Annotated in this window: 11 protein-coding genes; 5 read left to right on the plus strand and 6 right to left on the minus strand. The window is 71.9% G+C overall.

The annotated features are described in order from the left end of the window. Positions 1-9 precede the first annotated feature (9 nt). On the minus strand, positions 10-2427 hold the full coding sequence (gene lon, locus ACIGWZ_RS25675) for an endopeptidase La (protein ID WP_400068464.1): 2418 nt from the start codon (positions 2425-2427) through the stop codon (positions 10-12). Between the two features lie 110 nt (positions 2428-2537). Further along, entirely contained in the window at positions 2538-3371 is an 834-nt protein-coding gene (locus ACIGWZ_RS25680; RefSeq protein WP_400068466.1) for a pentapeptide repeat-containing protein, read from the minus strand. 168 nt (positions 3372-3539) lie between these two features. Here ACIGWZ_RS25680 and ACIGWZ_RS25685 point away from each other — a divergent pair, with 168 nt between their 5' ends. Beyond that, positions 3540-4043, plus strand: coding sequence for a YfbM family protein (locus ACIGWZ_RS25685; protein WP_400068468.1), 504 nt, complete (start codon positions 3540-3542; stop codon positions 4041-4043). Positions 4044-4064: 21 nt separating this feature from the next. Here the strand turns inward: ACIGWZ_RS25685 and ACIGWZ_RS25690 are convergent, their stop codons facing one another. Continuing rightward, a complete protein-coding gene (locus ACIGWZ_RS25690; protein WP_400068470.1) occupies positions 4065-4856 on the minus strand; it encodes a rhomboid-like protein in 792 nt (263 codons plus the stop codon). A 182-nt stretch (positions 4857-5038) separates the two neighbouring features. Here ACIGWZ_RS25690 and ACIGWZ_RS25695 point away from each other — a divergent pair, with 182 nt between their 5' ends. The 4 genes from ACIGWZ_RS25695 to ACIGWZ_RS25710 all read left to right on the plus strand — a co-directional run bounded on the left by ACIGWZ_RS25695 (position 5039) and on the right by ACIGWZ_RS25710 (position 11789). After that, positions 5039-5773, plus strand: coding sequence for a spermidine synthase (locus ACIGWZ_RS25695; RefSeq protein WP_400068472.1), 735 nt, complete (start codon positions 5039-5041; stop codon positions 5771-5773). 74 nt (positions 5774-5847) lie between these two features. Beyond that, positions 5848-6588 (plus strand): response regulator transcription factor, encoded by a 741-nt coding sequence (locus ACIGWZ_RS25700; RefSeq protein ID WP_400068474.1) that lies wholly within the window; start codon positions 5848-5850, stop codon positions 6586-6588. Next, complete coding sequence (locus ACIGWZ_RS25705) at positions 6585-7715, plus strand: sensor histidine kinase (RefSeq protein WP_400068476.1); 1131 nt, start codon at positions 6585-6587, stop codon at positions 7713-7715. The genes ACIGWZ_RS25700 and ACIGWZ_RS25705 overlap by 4 nt, the downstream gene beginning before the upstream one ends. A 282-nt stretch (positions 7716-7997) precedes the next feature. After that, entirely contained in the window at positions 7998-11789 is a 3792-nt protein-coding gene (locus ACIGWZ_RS25710; protein WP_400068477.1) for a multifunctional oxoglutarate decarboxylase/oxoglutarate dehydrogenase thiamine pyrophosphate-binding subunit/dihydrolipoyllysine-residue succinyltransferase subunit, read from the plus strand. 84 nt (positions 11790-11873) lie between these two features. Here the strand turns inward: ACIGWZ_RS25710 and fxsT are convergent, their stop codons facing one another. From fxsT to ACIGWZ_RS25725, 3 genes are all read right to left on the minus strand, one after another. Continuing rightward, entirely contained in the window at positions 11874-14894 is a 3021-nt protein-coding gene (gene fxsT / locus ACIGWZ_RS25715) for an FxSxx-COOH system tetratricopeptide repeat protein (protein WP_400068479.1), read from the minus strand. A gap of 180 nt (positions 14895-15074) precedes the next feature. Beyond that, positions 15075-16301: an FxsB family cyclophane-forming radical SAM/SPASM peptide maturase gene (locus ACIGWZ_RS25720; protein WP_400068481.1), complete on the minus strand. Its 1227-nt coding sequence runs from the start codon at positions 16299-16301 to the stop codon at positions 15075-15077. Between the two features lie 200 nt (positions 16302-16501). Next, a complete protein-coding gene (locus ACIGWZ_RS25725; protein ID WP_400068483.1) occupies positions 16502-16729 on the minus strand; it encodes a YxD-tail cyclophane-containing RiPP peptide in 228 nt (75 codons plus the stop codon). Between the last annotated feature and the right edge of the window lie 40 nt (positions 16730-16769).

Raw genomic sequence — 16769 nt, forward strand, 5'->3', positions numbered from 1 at the left:
TGTCCGCCGTCACGCCGCCACGGGAACCTCCGGGGCGGCGCCGTTGGTCGCCGGCACCAGCGCCAGCTCCAGGACCTGGCGGACGTCCGAGACCGGGTGCACCTCGAGGTCGTCGAGGATCTCGGCCGGGACGTCGTCCAGGTCCGGCTCGTTGCGCTGCGGAATGACCACCGTGGTGATCCCGGCCCGGTGCGCGGCGAGCAGCTTCTGCTTGACGCCGCCGATGGGCAGTACCCGGCCGGTCAGCGAGACCTCACCCGTCATCGCCACATCCGGGCGGACCTGGCGGCCCGACAGCAGCGAGGCCAGCGCGGTCGTCATCGTCACGCCCGCGCTCGGCCCGTCCTTGGGGACGGCACCGGCCGGTACGTGCAGATGCACCCCGCGCTCCTTGAGATCACCGACCGGAAGCTCCAGTTCCGCGCCGTGCGAGCGGAGGAAGGAGAGCGCGATGTGCGCGGACTCCTTCATGACGTCGCCGAGCTGACCGGTCAGCTGGAGGCCGGACGCACCGGTCTCCGGGTCGGCGAGCGACGCCTCGACATAGAGCACGTCGCCGCCCGCGCCGGTGACCGCGAGGCCGGTGACCACACCGGGCACGGCCGTGCGCCGCTCGGCCGGGTCCTGGGCGGACTCCGGGGTGTGGTGCGGCCGTCCGATCAGCGGGCGCAGCTGCTCCACGCCGACGGTGAACGGCAGCTCCCGCTCGCCCAGTTCGTGCTGGGCGGCGACCTTGCGCAGCAGCCTGGCGACCGACCGCTCCAGATTCCGTACGCCGGCCTCCCGGGTGTATTCGCCCGCCAGCTTGCGCAGCGCGTCGTCCTCCAGGATCACCTCGCCGGTCTCCAGGCCGGCCCGCTCCAGCTGGCGCGGCAGCAGGTGGTCCCGGGCGATGACGACCTTCTCGTCCTCGGTGTAGCCGTCCAGCCGGACCAGCTCCATCCGGTCCAGCAGCGGCTCGGGGATGGCTTCGAGGACGTTGGCGGTGGCCAGGAAGACCACATCGCTGAGGTCGAGCTCGACCTCCAGGTAGTGGTCGCGGAAGGTGTGGTTCTGCGCCGGGTCCAGGACCTCCAGGAGGGCGGCGGCCGGGTCGCCCCGGAAGTCGGAGCCCACCTTGTCGATCTCGTCGAGGAGGACGACCGGGTTCATGGAACCGGCCTCCTTGACGGCGCGGACGATCCGGCCGGGCAGCGCGCCGACGTAGGTGCGGCGATGGCCGCGGATCTCCGCCTCGTCACGGACGCCGCCGAGCGCGACCCGGACGAACTTGCGGCCCATGGCGCGGGCGACGGACTCCCCCAGCGAGGTCTTGCCGACCCCGGGCGGCCCGACGAGCGCCAGCACGGCGCCGCCCCGGCGGCCCCCCACCAGCCCGAGCCCACGCTCGGACCGCCGCTTGCGCACCGCCAGATACTCGGTGATCCGCTCCTTGACGTCCTCCAGGCCGGAGTGGTCCGCGTCGAGGATCTCCTTGGCGCCGGCGATGTCGTAGGCGTCCTCGGTGCGTTCGTTCCAGGGCAGTTCGAGGACGGTGTCCAGCCAGGTGCGGATCCAGGAGCCCTCGGGGCTCTGGTCGCTGGCCCGCTCCAGCTTGTCGACCTCCTTGAGGGCCGCCTTGCGGACGTCCTCGGGCAGAGCGGCGGCCTCGACCCGGGCACGGTAGTCGTCGCCCTCGTCCTCGGGATCGCCGTTCAGCTCGGCGAGTTCCTTGCGCACCGCCTCCATCTGCCGCCGCAGCAGGAACTCCCGCTGCTGCTTGTCGACACCCTCCTGGACGTCCTTGGCGATGGACTCGGCGACGTCCTGCTCGGCGAGATGCCCGCGCAGGATGTCGGTGGCGGTCTTCAGCCGGGCGACCGGGTCGACGGTCTCCAGCAGCTGGATCTTCTGTTCGGTGGTCAGGAACGGCAGGTAGCCGGAGTTGTCGGCGAGCGTGGAGACCTCGTCGATGCCCTGCACGCGGTCCACCACCTGCCAGGCACCGCGCTTCTTCAGCCAGCTGGTGGCCAGCGCCTTGTATTCGGTGACGAGTTCGGCGACCGCTCCGGGCAGCGGGGTGGGCACCTCTTCCGCGACGGTGGCCCCCTCCACCCACAGGGCGGCGCCGGGCCCGGTCGTACCGGAGCCGATCCGCACCCGGCCGAGCCCCCGGATCAGCGCGCCGGGGTCGCCGTCGGACAGCCGCCCGACCTGCTCGATCCTGCCCAGCGTGCCGATCGCCGCGTAATTGCCGTCGATCCGGGGCACAAGCAGCACCTTCGGTTTGTTACCCGAAGAGCCCGAGTCGGCGGCGGCCTGCGCGGCCTCGACCGCCGCCCGTACGTCCGCGTCGGACAGGTCCAGGGGCACCACCATGCCCGGCAGTACGACCTCGTCATCGAGGGGCAGCACGGGCAGAGTGAGCGGTGTGGACGTCGATGCCATGATCTCCCCTTCGGCAAACAAGTTGAGCTTTACTCACTCAATGCCAGGGGCCCCGGAGATGTTCCCCGCCGTCCGTTCGCTGTCAGCGATCGGCCGCCGCGGCGTTCCCGCTACCAGTGCGCGGGACGGCTCAGGGCGGCCGGCAGCCTGGTGGCGGCGTCGCCCTTGGCCGCGTTGAGCTGGGACTGCGTCAGAAAGATGCTGCCGGTGAGGTCCGCGCCGCGGAGGTCGGCGTCCCGCAGGTCGGCACCGATCAGGTCGGCGGACCGCAGATCGGCGCCCTGGAGGTCGGCGGCGATCAGACACGCCCCGCGGAGATTGGCGCCCCGCAGAGCGGCACCTTTCAGCCGGGCCCCGAAAAGATCCGCCCCGCGCCGGTCCTTCTTCTTCCCCGGCACCTCGGCCCGTACGAGCTCGCTCGTGCGCAGCAGCAGCGCATTGACCTCGCCCCGGTGCGCGGGCATGTCCAGTGCGGCCAGCTCCTGGGCGGTGCCGCGGGTGAGGCGCTCGGTGGCATCGAGCGCGCCGCGCAGGCCGGCGTGGACCGGGCGGGCGTCCGGCAGGGCCAGCGCCTCGGCGAGGTACCACAGCAGCTCGTGCAGCTGCCGCATGACGGGGAACGCCTCGAACATCTCGCGGGCGGTCCCCGGCGCCCGCCGCCAGTCCTGGCCGCCGAAGGTGACCTGCGAGACCTTCTGGCCGGCGCCGAAGCAGTCGAAGACGGTGCACCCGGAGAAGCCGCGCTGCCGCAGATCGGCGTGGATCCCGCAACGGAAGTCGTCCTGGAGGTTCCGGCAGGGCCGGCCGGCCTCCTTGTCGACCGCGAAGTCCGACGAGGCGGCGAACGGCAGCGCAACGCAGCACAGCCCGAAGCAGCTGCCGCAGTCGGACGTCAGGCCGAGCTCGGCGGGGTCGGGGGCGGGGTGTTCCTGGGCGCGGGACAAGGTGACTGCACTCCTGTGGGGCGGCGGGCAAGGGGTCGCGTCGTGCACGGCACGGGATGGCCATTGTCCCAGGCGAGGGACGATGTCTGGCCGGAATTAATCCCTTTACGCGCGAACCGGCGCGCCACGCCCCCGCCGTTGTCAGTGCCCGCTCCTAGCATCCGGACCATGAGCATGATCGGAGAGTACGCACGGGTCACGGCCGCCGAACTCGACCGGGCGACCGGTGATCCCGAGTGGGCGTTGAAGCTTGTCAGCGGCCGGTTGGAGGAGGCCGCCGAAGCGGCGGAGGAGCCGGACGAGGCGCTGTGTCTCGACATCGACAAGGCCTGGGACGCGCTGGGCTTCCTGCTGCGCCGGACGGACTTCCCGGTGGACGTCGCCCAGGGGGAGGAGGCCGTGGCGGGCGCCGAGGACTGGGGGTACGGGCCGCCCCGCTACCTCACGCCCGCCCGGGTGCGGGTGGCCGCCGAGGCCATGGCCGAGCTGTCCGGCGCGAGCCTGGTGTCCGGCGTCGCCCCGGCCGACCTCGCCGAGGCGGAGGTCTACCCGGCCCTCGTCTGGCGGCGCGGCGAGTCCCTGGACTATGTGAGCGAGCACTACGAACGGCTGCGGCTGTTCTTCCGTGCGGCGGCGGAGGACGGGGAGGGGATGCTGATCTGGCTGGGCTGAGCCACCGGCCGGGCCGGCGGCCTAGGAGACGTCCGGGCGCACCCGGCTGCGGCGGTCCCGCCACCGGCGCAGCAGGGGCCCGCTCGCCACGCCCAGTGCCAGCGAGAGCAGATGGCCCCAGTCGGTCATCGGGTCGGCGTAGGCGAGCAGACCGGTGATCACGAGATACCCGGCGCCGGCCAGCAGCGGCCAGCGGCACCAGGCCGGGAGCAGCCCGGCGAGGGCGCCGACGCAGGTCATTACGCCGAAGCTGATGCCGTAGTCGAGGCGGTGCAGGGAGCTGTCCGGCAGCCCGCCCGCGGCGACCGAGAAGCCGACGGGGAGCTCGGTGGCGAGGGTGGCCAGCGCATGGCCGCCGAAGAAGACCGCGGCGGTGCGCAGTCCGCCGATCCGCCGCTCCAGGGCGGTGAGGACGAAGAGGAAGGCGAGGGCGTAGCCGGAGGCCGGGCCGCCCGCGATCCACAGGGCGGAGGCGACGAGCACCAGGAGCGGGGCCTGTGCCAGGTGGGCGACATCGGTACTGGAGCCGCGCAGCAGCTCGGAGACCAGGGCGGGGTCGGCGTGCGCGGCGAAGAGCGAGGTGGCGCCGAGGAGGGCGGCGTAGCCGAAGGTGAAGGGGGTGCCGAGGGGGGTGGGCAGCAGCCGCAGGAGCCGCGGTCCCGGTCCGCGCAGCGGCGGGCGCGTACGGGAGGGGCGGGCGGCGGGGCCGTACGGGGGCGCCGTGGAGGTGCCGCGCTGCCGCGGTACGCCCGCCAGGGTGCCCGGTCGCGCGGTGTCGGCCGGCCGGCCCTCGGCGGTCTCCACCCAGCTCATACCCCGAGCCCCTTCCGTCTCCGACTGCGTCCGCGACCCACCCTGCACGCTCAACCCATGAGCGAGCTGTGGACGTGAGATGCATCACGTCGAGCAACCTTCATGAGATCCGCCACGTCCTGCCGCGGCGGCCCCGTCAAAGCGTTGGACCCGCGCGACCGCCGTCGCCCAAGATGGCCCGCATGGCTCCCGTTCTCCCCCCGCACCAGACGGCCGGCGCCCCGTTCGACCAGGAGGCACCGCGCACCCTCGACCGCCGCGAGGGCCCGTACGGCGAGGTGGTGCTGCGGCAGCGGGGCGGGGCCGCCGAGGGGCCCGCGGTCTACGAGATCATCGCCAACGGCTGCTTCCTGATGGACACTTCCGACGGCCGCTCCGAGCGGCTGCTGATGGATGCCGCGCTGGACGCGCTCCCCGCCGGCCGGCCGCGGCCCGCCGTCCTGATCGGCGGCCTGGGCGTCGGCTTCTCACTGGCGCGGGCGGCGGCCGAGCCGCGCTGGGGCCGGATCGCCGTCGTCGAGCGGGAGGCGGCGGTGATCGACTGGCACCGCACGGGCCCCCTGTCGGCCGTCTCGGCGGACGCGCTGGCCGACCCCCGTACCGAGATCGTGCACACCGACCTCGTCGGGTGTCTCCACGACGGCGGAGCCCCCTTCGACGCCCTCTGCCTGGACATCGACAACGGCCCCGACTGGACGGTCACCGACGACAATTGCGGCCTCTACTCCCCCGCCGGTCTCGCCGCCTGCCGGGAGCGGCTGACGCCGGGCGGGGTGCTCGCCGTCTGGTCCGCCCAGCCGTCGTCCGCGTTCGAGCAGGCGCTGCGGAATGCCGGATTCACTGGGGTCCGTACGGAAGAGATCCCCGTTGTCCGAGGTGTCCCCGACGCGGTGCATCTTGCGCGCAAGGGCGCGTAGCCGACAGTGACGGCATGGCTTTACGCTGCTGCCCAGTAAGACGCGACCACGCAGGGGCAATGCAGGGGCGGGCGATGGACCAGACTCAGACAAGCCAGGGCGGCGCCGCCGCGGCCACGCCGGGCGCCCAGCGCCGGGTGCTGGTCGTGGAGGACGACCCGACGATCGTCGACGCCATCGCGGCCCGGCTGCGCGCCGAGGGCTTCCAGGTGCAGACGGCCACGGACGGCCCGGCCGCGGTGGACATCGCCGAGGCCTGGCAGCCCGATCTGCTGGTCCTCGACGTGATGCTGCCGGGCTTCGACGGCCTGGAGGTGTGCCGCCGGGTCCAGGCCCAGCGGCCGGTTCCGGTGATGATGCTCACCGCACGCGACGACGAGACCGACATGCTGGTCGGCCTCGGGGTCGGCGCCGACGACTACATGACCAAGCCGTTCTCCATGCGGGAGCTGGCGGCGCGGGTGCACGTCCTGCTGCGCCGGGTGGAGCGGGCCGCGCTGGCCGCCCATACGCCGCGCAGCGGGATCCTGCGCCTCGGCGAGCTGGAGATCGACCATGCGCAGCGCCGGGTACGGGTCCGCGGCGCCGACGTGCATCTGACGCCGACCGAGTTCGACCTGCTGGTCTGCCTGGCCAACACCCCGCGGGCGGTGCTCTCCCGTGAGCAGCTGCTGGCCGAGGTGTGGGACTGGGCGGACGCCTCCGGCACCCGTACGGTCGACAGCCACATCAAGGCGCTGCGCCGCAAGATCGGTGCCGAGCGCATCCGCACGGTCCACGGCGTCGGCTACGCCCTGGAGACCCCGGCCGCATGACGCGGCGCCGGCAGTGGCGGGTCCCCACGCGGGGCCTGTGGGAGCGGATCTGGGAGGGGCTGCGGCCGCTCGACCCCTACCGCTCCGTCAAGGCGGCGCTCGGCGCGCTGGTCATCGTCTCGGTGATCATCACCACGCTTCTGGTGTTCGTGGCGATCGCCTCGGCGACCGAGCTGCGGGTGATCACGGTCTTCTCGATCATCGCGTCGCTGCTGATCACCCAGTTCGTGGCGAACAGCCTGACCGCGCCGCTCGACGAGATGACGGATGTCACCCGGTCGATGGCACACGGTGACTATTCGCGGCGGGTGCGCTCGGAGCGGCGGGACGAGTTCGGGGACCTGGCGGAGGCCTTCAACCGCATGGCGGCCGACCTGGAGGCGGTGGACACCCACCGCAAGGAGCTGGTCGCCAATGTCTCGCACGAGCTGCGCACGCCCATCGCGGCGCTGCGGGCGGTGCTGGAGAACGTCGTCGACGGGGTCTGCGAGCCGGATCCGGAGACGATGCGGACGGCGCTGAAGCAGACCGAGCGGCTGGGACGGCTGGTCGAACACCTGCTGGACCTGTCGCGGCTGGACAACGGCGTGGTGCCGTTGCACGCCCGGCGCTTCGAGGTGTGGCCGTATCTGTCCGGGGTGCTCAAGGAGGCGAACATGAGCCGCAGCGCCTCGACCCTGGCCGGGGTCACCGGATCGAACACCCACACCCGTACGGACGTCCATCTCCACCTCGACGTCTCGCCGCCGGAGCTGACCGCGCACGCCGACGCCGAGCGGCTGCACCAGGTCGTGGCGAATCTCATCGACAACGCGATCAAGCACAGCCCCCGGCACGGCCGGGTCACGGTGCATGCGCGGCGCGGCGAGGGGCCGGAGAGCCTGGTGCTGGAGGTGCAGGACGAGGGCCCCGGGATCCCCGCGTCCGAGCGCTACCGGGTCTTCGAGCGGTTCAACCGCGGCGGCCCGGCGCCGTCCGGACCGGGCAGCGACGGCGGCACGGGCCTGGGCCTGGCCATCGCCCGCTGGGCGGTGGATCTGCACGGCGGACGGATCGGAGTGGCCGAATCCCCGCGAGGCTGCCGGATCCGGGTCACCCTTCCGGGGCTGGAGTCGGCCCGGAGCTGACGGTTCGCGACGGCCGCTGACGTAGGGTCGAGGGCGGACGCACCCATTCCGGGCCTCTTCGGGGGCCGTACCGGGCTCTTTACGGGGGTGCGACGGCGGTGAGCCGTACCCGCACACGGGCAAACTCCGTGTGTTTCCCGCCAAGTCATGCGCTGAAACCCGGCAAGGAATGTGACGTGCGCGACGAGTGGCCCTCCCGGACTGCACCAAAGGTCACAAGAGGCGTAGCCTTTATTCCCGCTGTCCACCACCTTTAGGAAGCGGAAGAGGGCGGTTGCCGCCGTGTCGCTACAGTCCCCCAACAGTGCGAGTGTCTCGAGTGACCAAGAGGGGCAGGGCAAGAACCCTGCTGCCGCTTTCGGTCCGAACGAGTGGCTCGTCGACGAGATCTACCAGCAGTACCTCCAGGACCCGAACTCGGTAGACCGAGCCTGGTGGGACTTTTTCGCCGATTACAAGCCGGGCGGCGCCACCGCGCCGAGCCAGCCGACGGAGGCCCCGGCCCCCGCTGCGGCCGCCCCGGCCCCGGCGGTCCCGGCCGCGCCGGCCGCACCCGCGGCCCCCGCCGAGAAGCCGGTGACCCCGGCAGCTCCGGCCACCCCGGCCCCGGCGAAGCCCGCCGCCAAGGCGCCCGCCGCCCCGGCCAAGCCGGCCGAGAAGCCCGCGGCGAAGCCCGCCGCGAAGAAGGCGGACGACACGTCCGCGGGCGGCCCCGAGTACGTCCCCCTGCGCGGCCCGTCCGCCGCCGTTGCGAAGAACATGAACGCCTCCCTGGAGCTGCCGACGGCCACGTCCGTCCGCGCCGTCCCGGTGAAGCTGCTGTTCGACAACCGCATCGTCATCAACAACCACCTCAAGCGCGCCCGCGGCGGGAAGGTCTCCTTCACGCACCTGATCGGGTACGCGATGGTGCAGGCCCTCAAGGCCATGCCGTCGATGAACCACTCCTTCATGGAGAAGGACGGCAAGCCGACGCTGGTCAAGCCCGAGCACGTCAACCTCGGTCTGGCCATCGACCTGGTGAAGCCGAACGGCGACCGCCAGCTGGTCGTCGCGGCCATCAAGAAGGCCGAGACCCTCTCGTTCTTCGAGTTCTGGCAGGCCTACGAGGACATCGTCCGCCGGGCCCGCGACAACAAGCTGACGATGGACGACTTCACCGGAGTCACCGCGTCGCTGACGAACCCGGGCGGCATCGGCACCGTCCACTCCGTGCCCCGTCTGATGCCCGGCCAGTCCATGATCATGGGCGTCGGCTCGATGGACTACCCCGCCGAGTTCCAGGGCACCTCGCAGGATGCCCTGAACAAGATGGGCATCTCCAAGGTCATGACGCTGACCAGCACCTATGACCACCGGGTGATCCAGGGCGCCGCCTCCGGCGAGTTCCTGCGGATCATGAGCCAGCTGCTGCTCGGTGAAAACGGCTTCTTCGACGACATCTTCAAGTCGCTGCGGATTCCTTACGAGCCGGTCCGCTGGCTGCGCGACATCGACGTCTCGCACGACGACGACGTCACCAAGGCCGCGCGGGTCTTCGACCTGATCCACTCCTACCGGGTCCGCGGCCACGTCATGGCCGACACCGACCCGCTGGAGTACCACCAGCGCAAGCACCCCGACCTCGACATCATCGAGCACGGCCTCACCCTGTGGGACCTGGAGCGCGAGTTCGCGGTCGGCGGCTTCTCCGGCAAGTCCATGATGAAGCTGCGCGACATCCTGGGCGTCCTGCGGGACTCGTACTGCCGCACCACCGGCATCGAGTTCATGCACATCCAGGACCCCAAGCAGCGCAAGTGGATCCAGGACCGCGTCGAGCGCTCGCACAAGTCGCCCGAGCGCGAGGAGCAGCTGCGCATCCTGCGCCGGCTGAACTCCGCCGAGGCGTTCGAGACGTTCCTGCAGACCAAGTACGTCGGCCAGAAGCGCTTCTCGCTGGAGGGCGGCGAGTCCGTCATCCCGCTGCTGGACGCGGTCATCGACTCCGCGGCCGAGTCGCGGCTCGACGAGGTCGTCATCGGCATGGCCCACCGCGGCCGCCTCAACGTCCTGGCGAACATCGTCGGCAAGTCCTACGCGCAGATCTTCCGGGAGTTCGAGGGCAACCTCGACCCGAAGTCGATGCACGGCTCCGGCGACGTGAAGTACCACCTGGGTGCCGAGGGCACGTTCACCGGCCTGGACGGCGAGCAGATCACCGTCTCGCTGGCCGCGAACCCCTCCCACCTGGAGGCCGTCGACCCGATCGTCGAGGGCATCTCGCGCGCCAAGCAGGACATCATCAACAAGGGCGGCACGGACTTCACGGTCCTGCCGATCCAGCTGCACGGTGACGCGGCGTTCGCCGGCCAGGGCGTGGTCGCCGAGACGCTGAACATGTCGCAGCTGCGCGGCTACCGCACCGGCGGCACGGTGCACATCGTCATCAACAACCAGGTCGGCTTCACCGCCGCCCCGGAGTCGGCCCGCTCCTCCATGTACGCCACCGACGTGGCCCGCATGATCGAGGCGCCGATCTTCCACGTGAACGGTGACGACCCCGAGGCCGTCGTCCGCGTCGCCCGTCTGGCCTTCGAGTTCCGCCAGGCGTTCAACAAGGACGTGGTCATCGACCTCATCTGCTACCGCCGTCGCGGGCACAACGAGTCGGACAACCCGGCCTTCACCCAGCCGCTGATGTACGACCTGATCGACAAGAAGCGCTCGGTGCGCAAGCTCTACACCGAGTCGCTGATCGGCCGGGGCGACATCACCCTCGAAGAGGCGGAGCAGGCGCTCCAGGACTTCCAGGGCCAGCTGGAGAAGGTCTTCACCGAGGTCCGCGACGCCACGACGGCGCCGGTGGCCCCCGAGGTGCCGCAGCCCAAGGCCGAGTTCCCGGTCCACGTGGACACCGCGATCTCCCAGGAGGTCGTCAAGCGGATCGCCGAGTCCCAGGTCAACATCCCCGACCACATCACCGTCCACCCGCGTCTGCTGCCCCAACTGCAGCGCCGCGCGGCCCAGGTCGAGGACAACACCATCGACTGGGGCATGGGCGAGACCATGGCCATCGGTTCGCTGCTGATGGAGGGCACCCCGGTCCGGCTCGCCGGCCAGGACTCCCGCCGCGGCACGTTCGGCCAGCGCCACGCGGTGCTGATCGACCGCGAGACCGGCGAGGACTACACCCCGCTGCTCTACCTCGCCGAGGACCAGGCCCGCTTCAACGTCTACGACTCGCTGCTGAGCGAGTACGCGGCGATGGGCTTCGAGTACGGCTACTCGCTGGCCCGCCCGGAGGCGCTGGTCATGTGGGAGGCGCAGTTCGGTGACTTCGTCAACGGCGCGCAGACGATCGTCGACGAGTTCATCTCCTCGGCCGAGCAGAAGTGGGGCCAGACCTCCGGCGTCACGCTGCTGCTGCCGCACGGCTACGAGGGCCAGGGCCCGGACCACTCCTCGGCCCGGATCGAGCGCTTCCTCCAGCTGTGCGCGCAGAACAACATGACGGTCGCCATGCCGACACTCCCGTCGAACTACTTCCACCTGCTGCGCTGGCAGGTCCACAACCCGCACCACAAGCCGCTGGTCGTCTTCACCCCGAAGTCGATGCTGCGTCTGAAGGCGGCGGCGTCGAAGACGGAAGAGTTCACCACGGGCGGCTTCCGGCCCGTCATCGGCGACTCCACGGTCAAGCCGGAGGACGTCCGCAAGGTCGTCTTCACCTCCGGCAAGGTCTACTACGACCTGGAGGCGGAGCGGGAGAAGCGCGGCGCGCACGACACCGCGATCGTGCGTCTCGAGCGGCTCTACCCGCTGCCCGGCAAGGAGCTCCAGGCGGAGATCGCCAAGTTCCCGAACGCCGAGAAGTACCTGTGGGCCCAGGAGGAGCCGGCGAACCAGGGTGCCTGGCCGTTCCTCGGTCTCAACCTGATCGACCACCTGGACCTGGCCGTCGGCGCGGACATCCCGCACGGCGAGCGCCTGCGCCGCATCTCGCGGCCGCACGGCTCCTCGCCCGCCGTCGGCTCCGCCAAGCGGCACCAGGCCGAGCAGGCACAGCTGGTGGCGGAGGTCTTCGACGCGTAGTCGTCGAGACCGCCCGTAGCACGCACGAAGGGCCCGTCCCCACGGAGGTGGGGGCGGGCCCTTCGGGCTGCGCTGCGGTTCGCCTCACACGGGCTGCGGTTCGAAGTCCCAGTACGGGCGGCGCCGGCGCCGGGCGGAGAGGGTGTGCGGGTGCTCGGCGCCCAGCGTCTCGCTCAGCTGCCCGATGGCCTCCTGCTCCAGCTTCGCCGCCTCCTGGCTCCGGCGCAGGGCGCGCAGGTCCTCGGCGAGAGCGGTCTTCGTGGAGAGGGTCATCGGGTGCGTCTCCCCGAGCGTCACCTTCGTCCGCTCCAGGGTGTCGCGGCCCAGCTCCACCGCGCCCTCCTCGTCGTCGACCCGGCTGCGGGCCGCACCGGCGTTCAGCGCGCAGCCCAGCGTCCAGGGGTGGTCGGGGCCCATCACCGCGGTCATCCCGTGCAGCGCCCGCTCGGCGATGGCCAGCGCCTCCGCGTGCTCGCCGAACTCGGCGCGCACCAGGCCGGTGTTGCCGAGGGTCCCCACGGCGTACGGATGGATCTCGCCGACCAGGGACCGGTAGCGCTCGGCCACCTCGTCGGCGAGCTCCCCGGCCTGGGTGAGGTCGCCGTGCTCGCGCAGGAACGTGGCGTAGTCCGCCTGCACCATGAGCGTTTCGGGGTGCCGCGGTCCCTCGATCCGGCGGGAGCGCTCCACCACGTCCCGCATCAGCTCGTTGGCCTCGTTCGGCCGGCCCGAGCGGCGCAGGCACAGCGCGAGGTTGTGGTCGGCCCGCAGGGTCTGCGGGGTGTGCCGGCCCATGACCTGGTGGTGCAGGCGGGCGTTGAGCTCCTGACGGGAGGTGGCCTCGCGGTAGCGGCCCATCAGGCGCAGCATATGGGCGTAGACCATGCCCGACCTGAGGGTGAGGTGGTGGCGGGCGCGCAGCTCCCGCTCGCGGATCGCCAGCAGTTCGCCGTGGGTGGCCAGCGCCTCTTCGTAGCGGCCCAGCAGGCCCAGGACCTCGCCGAGGTTGTTGCGGGCGGAGAGCGTGCGGGGCGCCTCGGGGCCGAGCAGCTCGACGAAGCCGCGCCAGACGCCGTCGAAGATCTCGTACGCCTCCTCGAACGCGCCGAGGGCCATGTGTGTGCCGCCGAGGCCGTCCTTGGCCCGCAGCACATCGGGGTCGTTCTCCGCCCGCTCGGCGCGCAGGTGGTCGACGATCGCGCTGCCGACGGCCTCGGCCTCGCGGTAGCGGCCCAGCAGGCGCAGCATGTTGGCGTGCTGGTGGGTGAGGGTGAGCATGGTGCGCTGGGTGGGCGCCAGCCGGGTGCGCCAGCGGGCGATGAACTGCTCGCACAGCTTGAGGCCCATGCGGTACTCGCCGCGGACCCGCAGGTATTCGGTGCAGTTGACGAGGAGTTCCTGGACGGCGGGCTCGGGGCTGTCCAGGACGCAGGCGGGTTCCAGATGGGGGATCAGCTCGGCGTAGCGGTCCCAGTTGCGGGTGTCGACGGGGTTCTGCGGGTCGGCGGAGACCAGCACCCGGCAGGCCGTGGCGGCCTTCGCATCGCGCTCGTCCTCGGTCATGTCGCTGCGCAGGAACCGGTGGTAGAGCCGGTGCATCAGCGCGGTCTCCACGGCCGGGTCGGCGTCCTCCGAGACCTGGTAGTCCAGGCGTACCGCGGTGGACTCGGTCAGCCGGCGCAGCGCGGTGTTCCAGCTGATCGGCTCGGCGGCCAGGTCGGCGAGGTGCTCGGGCAGGTCACCGCGGCGGGCCTTGGCGAGCATCGGGACGGGGATGGCGTCCGGGGCGAAGAACGCGAACAGCTTGAGGAGTTCGACGGCCGCCGGGCTGCGTTCGCGCAGCGTGTTGAGCGTTATGGCCCAGCTGGTCTGGAAGGCCATCGGGTAGTCGGAGGAGATCCGGATGCCGACCAGGCTGGGTTCGCCGCGCCGGATCAGCTCGATGTACTCCTTCGGCGGCATCGGGTTGGCATCGAGCCAGGCGGCGGTCTGGGCGAGCAGCAGCGGCAGGTCCTGGACGGCCTCGGAGAGCAGGTCGGCCTCGACCGGCGTGAGCCGCCGTGCCCGGCGGCGGGCGTAGGCGACCGACTCGACCCGGGTGAAGGGCGGTACCTCGATCTCCTGGGCGCTGCCGGAGCCCGACCAGTCGCGGGTGAGGGTGGTGATCAGGACGTGGCCGCGGCCGTCCGGAACCAGGTCCTCGATCTGCTCCATGTCGTCGGCGCTGTCGAAGATCAGCAGCCAGCGGCGGTACGGGCGGCCTATGCGCAGCGCTTCGTGGACGGCGCGGATCCGGTCGCCGAGTTCGCGTCCCACGGCGAGGCCGAGGCGGGTGGCGAGTTCGGCGAGCTGTTCGCGGGCGGCGCCGCGGTTGATGGCGCTGACCCACCACACCACGTCGTAGTCGTTGCCGAAGCGGTGCGCGTACTCCTGGGCGATCTGGCTCTTGCCGACGCCGGAGGTGCCGTAGAGGGCGATCCGGGTCTCCAGCGGCGGGGCCGCGCCCGGGCCGGAGCCCGCCAGCTTGTCGTGCAGCTCCTCCAGGACGTCGTCGCGGCCGGTGAAGCGGTTGTTGCGGCGCGGGATGTTCCACACCTCGGGCGGGTTGTTGGGGAAGCGGGGCGCGCCGGGGGCGCTCTCGTCCACGGCGCGTCCGGCGCCCTTGATGCCGAGCCGGTGCAGCACCCGGCGCTGGGCCTCGCGGGCGTCCAGGTCGCGCAGGTCGGCGGGCCGGAGCAGGGCCGCGGTGGCGGGCAGGCTCTGGGTGGCCACGCTCACCGCCGCGAAGCGGTCGGCGTGCGGCGGCACCACTTCCCGCAGCGCGGCGGTCCATTCCTCCTGGGTCTTGGGGCCCAGCCGGAAATACCAGTCGTCGAGCACCATCAGCAGCCGGCCCTCGGCCTCCAGCAGCCCCGACAGCTCCTCGGCCAGGGCGGCGTCCGCCTGCGGGTCCCAGCGCAGCAGGGTCGTGCCGTGGCCGAGCTGTTCCAGCTGGTGGGAGATCCACGCGGCCCAGGGCCGGGCGAAGCCCGCGTAGCTGATGGTGATGTGCCCGATGGCGCCGGCCGGACCGGAGGATCCGGCAGACGCGGACTGATCGACCATGCGACCGTCTCCCTGAGATGCGAGGTGCGCGCGTGCAGAAACTGATGCCGAGGCTGGTTCGGGGGCTGGTGCCGGGGATGGTGCTGGGGCCGTTTTCTGCGGACATGCCTGGCTGATTTGCACGATAGCCCAAGTGCCCCCGCATTCCACGACAGTGCGTCAGGTCATATGGGGGGAACGTCAGTTGGGCGCATCGTGCAGCGGTTCCGGCAGCGGTTGCGGGGGGCGGCGGGCGGGCGGAACGGCGGCGTCCAGGCGGGCCGCGATGTGCCGGATGAGGCGTTCGAGGTCGGCGCAGTACACGGACGGATTGGCGAATCCGGTGGGGCCGGCTCGATAGCGGTGCGCGTAGTTCCCGCCGCCGCACACCGTCATCAGGGCGCAGCGGCGGCACTGCGCGCCGAGCCCGTCCCGGCCGCGCTGGCGGGCGGCGATGCCGGGGTGCGCCAGGGCGTCGTCGAAGGTGTGCCGGAAGACGTCGAGGCCGGTGGCGGCGGCGCCCTCGTAGGCGGACCGGAGGGAGTCCACCTGCTCGATGGCGCCGTTGGTGTCCACCACGGCGGCCACGACCGGCGAGAGGCCGATCGCCTCGCTGGAGCTGGGGCGGCCCAGGAGGAGGCCGAGGATTTCGGTGAACATCCGCACCCGGGGCCCGGGGCCGCCGTCCCACCACAGGTCGAAGACCGTGCACAGCCAGTCGCCGTACGGGGTGCGGCCCGCGGGGTCGTGGGGGGCGGGCCGGGGGCACCTCTCCGGGGTGGCCGGCGGTGGGCTGGACCAGTTGGCGTGCGGCAGGAGGAAGTCGAGCATCGGGGGGTCCAGGGCGCGCAGCGAGCCGTAGACCTCGGCCGGGTCGGCGGTGATGTCGAGGGTGCACAGGATGCCGGCGAAGGCGTCGGGGCGCTCCCGCAGGAGGCCCGCGGCGCGGGCGGCGGCGGGCCAGGAGGGGCGGCCGGCGTGGTCGAGGCGGCGGCGGTTGAGGGCGGGGGTGCCGCCGTCGAGGCTGAGGCCGAGCCGGAATCCGGCGGCGGCCAGGGTGTCGGTCACGTACGGGGTGAGCAGGGTGCCGTTGGTCTGGACGCCGAAGGTGGCGGTGCAGTGGGCGGGGAGCGCGGCGCGCACGGCGGCGGCCTGGTCGAGAAGCGGGCCGGGGCCGGTCAGCAGCGGTTCGCCGCCGTGCAGATCGATACGGATCTCGCGCAGCCGGTGGGTGCGGGCGTGTTCGGCGATGCGCAGCGCGGTCTGGCGGACGGTGGCGGCCGGGACGAGCGGCGGGCGGTCGCGCCAGCTGCGGTCGGGTCCGGCGTAGATGTAGCAGTAGCTGCAGGCGAGGTTGCAGCGGCTGTGGATCTTGATCACGAACTGCCGGAAGGGCGCGGCTGCGGTCCGGCCGCTCTCTCCGCCCACGGCGCCGCCCCCTGCCCTCGCCGACGTCCGGGATCCGGGACCGTCAACTCCCGCCCGCTGTTCGGCACATGCCTGATGGACACCTGCCTGTTGGGTACATGGCTCCACCACCGGCCCAAGAACCGAACTCGGTCAACAACTGGCCGGTTCCATAGCCCGATTGCCCAAAAACGCACGCCTCCGGTCGCGATCGGGCGCCGTCAGTGATCGGGCGCCGCGGCACTGTCCTCGTAGTAGGCCACCGCGTCCTCCTCGGACGGCCAGTTGCGCAGCAGCAGCGCCGCCACCGCGCCCAGCACCGGATGGCCCGCCTGCACCGCCAGCGCGCTCACCTCCACGCCCGTGAAATCCGGCAGCGGCTCGGCCGACGGGGCCCACGGGGCGGCCGCGGCCGCTTCGGTGCGGTCATTGCCGGAAGACGCTGCCACACTGTTCTCCTCTGGGCCGGCTGGACGGGTGTGTTCCCGA

This window comes from Streptomyces sp. NPDC053427 (assembly GCF_044544985.1).
Lineage (GTDB): Bacteria > Actinomycetota > Actinomycetes > Streptomycetales > Streptomycetaceae > Streptomyces.